The organism is Streptomyces sp. 13-12-16 (assembly GCF_002114215.1).
Classification (GTDB): domain Bacteria; phylum Actinomycetota; class Actinomycetes; order Streptomycetales; family Streptomycetaceae; genus Streptomyces.
In genome coordinates this window covers 828-7956 of record NZ_NCTE01001041.1, presented here as the reverse complement: position 1 = coordinate 7956, position 7129 = coordinate 828, and the positions used below count along the sequence as shown (strand labels likewise).

General features: G+C 71.2%; 5 protein-coding genes and 3 pseudogenes. 3 read left to right on the top strand and 5 right to left on the bottom strand.

Annotated elements, in window-relative coordinates; translation table 11 throughout:
* Together B7767_RS34880 and B7767_RS34875 are read right to left on the bottom strand one after the other, a co-directional pair.
* A partial coding sequence (locus tag B7767_RS34880; protein ID WP_256923673.1) for a condensation domain-containing protein occupies positions 1-1848 on the bottom strand: 1848 nt, incomplete at its 3' end.
* Positions 1849-1945: 97 nt separating this feature from the next.
* Positions 1946-2698 carry a trans-aconitate 2-methyltransferase gene (locus B7767_RS34875; protein WP_085575582.1) on the bottom strand — a complete coding sequence of 251 codons (753 nt, stop codon included), beginning with the start codon at positions 2696-2698 and terminating at the stop codon, positions 1946-1948.
* A gap of 246 nt (positions 2699-2944) precedes the next feature.
* Between B7767_RS34875 and B7767_RS34870 the strand changes: the two genes are divergently transcribed.
* Both B7767_RS34870 and B7767_RS34865 read left to right on the top strand, forming a co-directional pair.
* Complete coding sequence (locus B7767_RS34870) at positions 2945-3970, top strand: permease (protein ID WP_085575581.1); 1026 nt, start codon at positions 2945-2947, stop codon at positions 3968-3970.
* A complete protein-coding gene (locus tag B7767_RS34865) occupies positions 3967-4719 on the top strand; it encodes a TIGR03943 family protein (RefSeq protein ID WP_085575580.1) in 753 nt (250 codons plus the stop codon). Before B7767_RS34870 ends, B7767_RS34865 begins: the two co-directional genes overlap by 4 nt.
* 166 nt (positions 4720-4885) lie before the next feature.
* On the opposite strand, the pseudogene rpsR reads toward B7767_RS34865, so the two are convergent.
* The 3 pseudogenes from rpsR to B7767_RS48615 form a co-directional block, all read right to left on the bottom strand.
* Positions 4886-5119 (bottom strand): annotated as a pseudogene (gene rpsR, locus B7767_RS34860) (30S ribosomal protein S18); the annotation flags it as partial.
* A 47-nt stretch (positions 5120-5166) separates the two neighbouring features.
* A pseudogene (locus B7767_RS34855) lies at positions 5167-5397 on the bottom strand (cobalamin biosynthesis protein CobW); the annotation flags it as partial.
* Positions 5390-5587, bottom strand: a pseudogene (locus B7767_RS48615) (rhodanese-like domain-containing protein); the annotation flags it as partial. The pseudogenes B7767_RS48615 and B7767_RS34855, both read right to left, overlap by 8 nt.
* Positions 5588-6081: 494 nt before the next feature.
* On the opposite strand from B7767_RS48615, the gene dhaK reads away from it, so the two are divergent.
* Complete coding sequence (gene dhaK / locus B7767_RS34840) at positions 6082-7074, top strand: dihydroxyacetone kinase subunit DhaK (protein WP_085575578.1); 993 nt, start codon at positions 6082-6084, stop codon at positions 7072-7074.
* Positions 7075-7129 lie beyond the last annotated feature (55 nt).

The window sequence follows — 7129 nt, the reverse complement described above, 5'->3', positions numbered from 1 at the left end:
GGCGGCGTTGTCCGCGAGGCGGGCGTGGGTGACGGTGGTGGAGGAGGTGCGCAGGGCGGGCCGTCGCGGATGCCGCCGGGCCGCGTCGGTGACCGGATCGTGCAGCAGGGGGCCCGCATTCGGGAAGGGCACGGCGTCCAAGGGCTCTTCGGGGTGGAAGGACGGGTCCCAGCCCAGGGCGGTGTCGTGCCAGGCGTCGGGGTCCGTCAGGGTGTGGAGCAGACGTACGAAGGCGTCGAGCAGGGCCGGTACCCAGCCGTCGGGGAACGCCCCCTCGACGGCGTCCCAGGCCAGGCGGAGGCGTCCGCCCTCGTCCCACACGATGTGGTCGAGCAGGACCTGCGGGGTCTGGGAGATGCCGTACACCTCCTGTCCGATCCAGGACGCCGGAGGCTCCCCGGCCCCTGCGAGACCCACCCCGCTGGTGAACACCACCGGGTGGCTGAGGGCTCCCACCGGTGACGGTTCCTGCTCCCGCAGTTCCCTGAGCACCTCGACACCGGACACGGACCGGTGGTCCAGGTCCTCCCAGAAACGGTGGTTGACGGCGGTGGCGTAGTCGGCGAAGCCCTTCCAGTCGGCGGGGTGGAAGCGTGGCGTGCCGACCAGGGCGGTGGTGGTGAAGTCGCCGACCACCCCCTCGGCTCCGCTCTCGTCCTCCGGGCGGTCGAACAGGGTGGTGTTGAGGCAGATCCGTTCCCCGGCTCCCCACCGGCCGAGGACGACGGCGAAGGCCGCGAGCAGGGCCGCGGTCGGCGTGACAGCGTGCTCCGTACATCGGGCGCGCAGTTCCGCCCAGGTCCCGGCGTCGAGTTCGGCGGCGGAGCGGATGAAGCGGGGCGGGGTGGTGTCGGCGGGATCGCGCAGCAGGGGCAGCCGCGGCGACGGCGGCAGCTCGGGGGCTCGTTCGGCCCAGTAGGCGTGGTCGCGGGCGCGCCGGGCCGACCACTCCGGGTCCCTCGAGCGGGCGCGCTGGAGGTCGGCGAACCGGGCTGCCGGCTCGGGAAGCCGATGGTCGGGGTCCGCGACGAGGCGGCCCCACTGGCGCATCAGCAGCATCCATCCGGTGAGGTCGGTCAGGAGCACGTCCACGCCGACGTGCAGCCGGGTCCGCCCGTCGGGCAGCAGTGTGGCGTGGATGTCGAACAACGGCCACGACTCCGTGGGCCGGTTCTGGTGGGAACGCTCCTGCCGCTGAGCGGACAACGTTTCCCTCACCTGCTCGGCGGACTCACCCCGCAGGTCGGTGACGCCGATCCGGTAAGGGCCGGGAGTGGCTGCGATGCGCTGGCGGCCCCGGTCGTCCACCGTCATGCGCAGCATCGGGTGGTGATCGACCAGTCGGTTCCAGGCGGCTTCCAGCCGGGCCACGTCCACGAGCGGGTCCGTACCGCCGGGCGTGCGGTCGTACTCGTAGTAGTAGAAGGTGGCCACTCCGCCCAGCGGCATGCCCTCGGCCCGCCCGGCCAGGTACGAGGCCTGAATGGGCGTCAGGGGGAAGTGCTCCTCCGCTTCCCCGCCGTTCCGCACACCGCCGGGTTCCACCCCCGCCCGACCCTCGGCACCGAGGGGCTCGGGATCAGTGACCTTCTCCGGCACGTGCCCGGCGAGCAAACGGTCCGCCACCGCGCGGGCCGTCGCACCGTCACCCAGAAGGGCCGTCAACGGCAGGTCCTGTCCGGTGCGTTCGCGGATCCTCCGCCTCAGCCGCACCGCGGTGAACGATTCGAGCCCCAGGGCCGCGAGCGGAGTCGTCCGTGCGACCTCGTGGGGTGGTGTGCCGAGGACTTCGGCGATGCAGTCGATGACGCGGGCAAGGAGGTCGTCGCTCGGCACAGGCTGGTCCATCCGGTCTCCGTCAAAAGGCGGGCAGGGCAACGCCTCCACCGCAGAGAGACCCGGGGAGGCGGAACACCGACGAACCTAGTTGAAAATGATTATCAGATCAACCAACTTGCCGTGCCGGATCGCTCGCACGCTCGAGAACGCACAACCCCAGGCCGGAATCACCGGCCCGGCGCAGCACCAGCCCCACCTCGGCGACCTCAGCCACCAACGCGTCCTCCGTCGCGACCCACCAGCGGTACTCGACCGACGTCCCCGCCAAGGGCCGACCCCGACGCAGGACGCCGTAGTCCATGCGCCAGGTGATTTCGTCCGCTCCGGTGGGACGCGCGCTCGCCCAGCCCTCGTACTCCAACTCGCCGACGACGACCCGGGCCATCCGCACCCGCTCCACCTCCACCGGGGTGAACGGCGGGGCGAGGTTGAACACCAGCGCCCCACCCGGGGCGAGTTGCCGGGCGGCGCGGCTCCACAGTGCGCGCCTCTGCCCGGGCGGCAGGTGTCCGATCATGTTCAGGGCCACCACGGCCCGCACGCCGTCGGGCCAGTCGGCGCCCGCACAGTCACCGGGAACCACCGTGACGCGCTTGCGCAGTTCGTCGTCCTCGTGAACCCGGGCGAGCAGGACGGCGCGCATCGCGGCGGACGGTTCGACGGCGAGCACCGGAACCTGTGGCAACGCGTCACAGATGACGCGCACGCCCCGGCCGGACCCGGCCCCGAGGTCCACCACGGCCCCGGTTCCGGCGCGGACATGCGACAGGACGTCCGCCAGCGCCGGAGCCAGCGGCCCCCACGACTCGGCGATCAGGATGTCGAGGTACTCGGCGGACCGCTCGTAGGAGTCGCTCATCACTGCTCCAAAGACTCGATGCCTCAAGGTTCGCCCCGTACAGTAGTCAGAAATGAATTTCATTACTAGAAAGATGTGAGGGGCGTTGACGCAGCGTCAGCCGGGTCCTTCGGGTCTCCCGAGGCCCTGGGGAACGGCACTGGAAGACGCCTCAGCAAGGTGTCCTGGTCCGGCACCGCGCGGCCACCGTCTCGGCGGCTTCCTGCGGGCGGCGCGTCAGCGGGGCCGTGCGGCGAAGCGGGTGACGTGAGCGACCAGAAGTACGCCGAGAGGCGGGGCGGGCTCACCGATGTCGTGCGCCTCGTCGTGCGGGCGGTCGTGTACATCTCCCTCGGCGGGTTCGCACTCGTCACGATCACCACGGTCGCCGGAACCCTCGGGCCGATGCTCGCACTCGACCTCTGCACCCCGCCTGTCGCCGCCTGGTGGACCGTGTTCACCGCCGTCGTCGTCCAGGGTGTCCCGTTCCTCCTGCTCGGCGCACTGGTCTCCGCGGCCATCAGTGTCTTCGTGCCCGAGCGCGTCTTCACCCGGCTGCTGCCGCGCAGCCCGGCTCTCGCCGTACCCGTCGCGGGCGCGGCCGGTGTGGTGCTTCCCGGCTGCGAGTGCGCGTCCGTGCCGGTGGCCGGCAGCCTGATGCGGCGCGGGGTCGTTCCGGCCGCCGCGCTCGCGTTCCTGCTCTCCGCACCCGCGATCAATCCCGTCGTCCTCGTCGCCACGTCCCTCGCGTTTCCCGGTCAGCCGCTGATGGTGGTGGCCCGGCTCGTCGCCTCGCTCGTCACCGCCGTCGCCATGGGCTGGTTGTGGGCACGCTTCGGCAGGAAGGAACGGCTGCGGCTGCCGGAAGCACCGACGGCCGGGACCGGCACCTCCCGCGCGGGCTCCTTCGTGGCGGGGCTCCAGCACGACTTCCTGCACGCCGGGGGTTTCCTGGTAGTGGGTTCGGCGGCAGCGGCGACCTTCGACATCGCGGTGCCACGTTCGCTGCTGGACGTCTTCACGGCGTCCGCCTGGGTGTCGGTGCTCCTGCTGGCCCTCCTCGCCGTGGTGCTGTGCGTGTGCAGCGAGGCGGACGCGTTCGTGGCGGCGTCGCTGAGCGGGTTCGGACCGATCGCGCAACTGACGTTCATGGTGGTCGGCCCGATGGTCGACCTCAAGCTGTTCGCGCTTCAGGCCGGCACGTTCGGGCGGACCTTCGCCATCCGGTTCTCGTCCGCGACCTGGGTGGTCGCGGTGGCGAGCAGTGTGCTCGTGGGGTGGTGGGTGCTGTGAGGCGGTACGGTCCCGCCGTGCTGTTGCTGCTGGTCGGCGCCGCAGTGCTGCGGATCTCGCTGTTCAGCGACCTGTATCTGCGGTACGTGCAGGCCGGGCTGCGGCCCTACCTGATCGTGTCCGGGACGCTGCTGGTGTTGCTCGGTCTGGCGCGGGCGGTGTTGACGGCGCGAGCGGCACGGGACGGCACCGCTCCCATGGACCGGAGCGCGCACCCGGCCGAGGAAGGGCACGGCCACATCCACTCCCCTACGGGCGGCCCGCGCGTCGCCTGGCTGCTCGCATTGCCCGCCGCCGCCCTGCTCCTCTTTCCGCCGCCCGCGCTCGGTTCCTACAGCGCCGCGCGCGAAGAGGCCCGACGCGCCGCGGAGCATGTCGGCACGTTCCCCGCGCTGCCCGCCGGGGACCCGGTGGACCTGAGCCTGGCCGAGTTCAGTACCCGCGCCGTCTACGACAGCGGGTACTCGCTGAAGGACCGCACGGTCCGGCTGACCGGGTTTGTCACCCATGGGGACGGCGGCGCCTGGTACGTGACCCGGCTCCGGGTCGCGTGCTGCGCGGCCGACGCCACAACGGTCAGGGTGGAGGTCCGCGGCGCGGACGCACCGGAGGCCGACACATGGGTGGTAGTTACAGGTGCCTGGCACCCCGAAGGCGAGCTGGGATCATCGGCGGCCTGGCCCCCGGTGCTGGACGCTGCGACCGTCCGACGCATCGCGGAGCCGTCGGATCCGTATGAGAAGCGCTGACCTCGATCGCCATGGGCAGCGAGAGGGCGCCCCGGTAGGAGCGTGTCCGTGCGGCTGTTCCCCGCCCGGTCGGAGCCGGGAGGGTGCTCGTCCCGCCTCGCAGGCGAGACGAACACCTCGATCCCGCTCTTCGGCATGACCTGACGGACAGGTTCCAGCTGTGCTGTCGGGAGCTGCAGGGAAGCAGGGCCGTCTCACGCGCGTTCTTGACGGCCCGTGCCACCTGCCGCCGCTGCCGGCGCGTCACATGGGTCACCCGGCGGCTGCGGATCTTCCCCCGGTCGGAGATGAACCTGCGCGGCAGATCGGTGTCCTCGTAGTCGACGTGGGTGATGCCGGCGGTGTCCAGCGGGTTGGCGCGTTTCGCGGTGCGCCGGTCGGTGCTGGTGCGTCGGGGCATGGCGGGGTCGTCCCTTTCTTCGCACACCGTGCGGTGCGTACGCGGCTTCAGGACACCGGGTCGAGCAAGTCGTCGAACACGTGCGGAAGTTGTTCCCAACGGTTCCGGCCCGCCGCGTATTCGTCATCGGTGAGCAGGCACGAGTCGAGGAGGGCGCGCAGGCTGCCGCGGTCCAGGCCGGGTGCGGTGAAGGTGAGGTACTGGCGGCGGTCGCCGTGTTCCGGGTGCCAGTCCACCGAGGCGGCGACGCGGCGCTCCGCGGGCACCGTCTCCCAGGCGGGTGAGCAGCGCGGCGCAGCGGAGCGACTTCTCGCCGACCGGACGGACCAGCAGCACCGGTACCCGCTTGCCGAAGGGGAGCCCTCCCCCGATCAGTTCATCGAACAGCTCGTCGACGATGTTGAGCGACCCCTCGACGGGCAGGGCGGCGTAGGCGTGCGGGCTGCGCAGGTCGAGGACGAGCGGACGAGGACGTCGAGCGGGGACCCGAGGGGGTCGACGAGCGAGTGCAGGAAGGGTGCGGCCCCCAGCAGCGAGGCGAGCGGTGGATCCACTCTCGGCCTCAGGTACAAGGGCACACCCACGAAAGACCCCTTCCCACCTCGGCCGGCTCCCGTCGCGACGGCCGTTCGGGGGTAGTCGTTTCCAGGTACGCACGCCGCTGAGCCTCACGGGGCCGCCGCCAGGGGTGAGGAGGGCCGACATGACCTGAAGGTTCGCCCACGTGACCTTCACTGCCGCAAGGTCGATACTGTCGGTAGCGGCGCCCCCGGCCGACCGGCAACGAACCAGCTCGCAGAACTGACGAGCCGTCACCAAAGTCGGCATTGAGTCAGCACCAGTACCGTCACAGCCCGCTTCCGACCGCCTCGAATCGTCAAAACCAAGAACTGCTTATAACCACTCTGACCAGCAAGAACGCAGGTCGGCAACCCGCCTGCCAAGCCCCCCAGGAGGTACCCATGAGGATGCTGATCAACGTCCCGGAGACCGTGGTCGCGGACGCGTTGCGGGGGATGGCGGCGGCCCATCCCGAGCTGGCGGTGGACGTGGAGAACCGGGTGATCGTGCGCAAGGACGCGCCCGTGGCCGGAAAGGTGGGCCTGGTCTCCGGCGGGGGGTCGGGGCACGAACCGCTGCACGGCGGGTTCGTGGGGCCGGGGATGCTGTCCGCGGCCTGTCCCGGCGAGGTGTTCACCTCCCCGGTGCCCGACCAGATGGTGCGGGCCGCGGCGGCCGTGGACAGCGGGGCCGGGGTGCTGTTCGTCGTGAAGAACTACACCGGTGACGTGCTCAACTTCGACATGGCCGCCGAACTGGCCGAGGACGAGGGCATCCAGATCGCGAAGGTGCTGGTCGACGATGACGTGGCGGTGACCGACAGCCTGTACACGGCCGGCCGGCGGGGCACGGGCGCGACCCTGTTCGTGGAGAAGATCGCGGGCGCGGCGGCGGACGAGGGCCGGCCGCTGGAGCGGGTGGAGGCGATCGCCCGGCAGGTGAACGAGAACTCCCGCAGCTTCGGGGTGGCGCTGAGCGCCTGCACCACGCCGGCCAAGGGCAGCCCCACCTTCGATCTTCCCTCCGGTGAGCTGGAGTTGGGCATCGGCATCCACGGCGAGCCGGGCCGGGAGCGGCGGCCGATGATGACGTCCGGTGAGATCGCCGAGGTCGCCCTCGACGCGGTCCTGGAGGACCTCACGCCGCGCAACCCCGTCCTGGTCCTGGTCAACGGCATGGGCGCCACCCCGCTGCTGGAGCTGTACGGCTTCAACGCCGAGGTGCAGCGGGTGCTCGGCGAACGCGGGGTCCCCGTGGCCCGTGTCCTGGTCGGCAACTACGTCACCTCCCTCGACATGGCGGGCGCCTCGGTCACCCTGTGCCAGATCGACGAGGAGCTGCTGCGGCTGTGGGACGCGCCGGTGCGGACTCCGGGACTGCGCTGGGGCATGTGAGGGACGCTGGGGCCATGACCACACGAGGAGTTCCCGTGCTCGACGCCGACTTCTT

Excerpts from the sequence above, each read along its gene's own strand:
- B7767_RS34875 (WP_085575582.1), bottom strand. The coding sequence starts at position 2,698 with ATGAGCGACTCCTACGAGCGGTCCGCCGAGTACCTCGACATCCTGATC.
- dhaK (WP_085575578.1), top strand. The coding sequence starts at position 6,082 with ATGAGGATGCTGATCAACGTCCCGGAGACCGTGGTCGCGGACGCGTTG.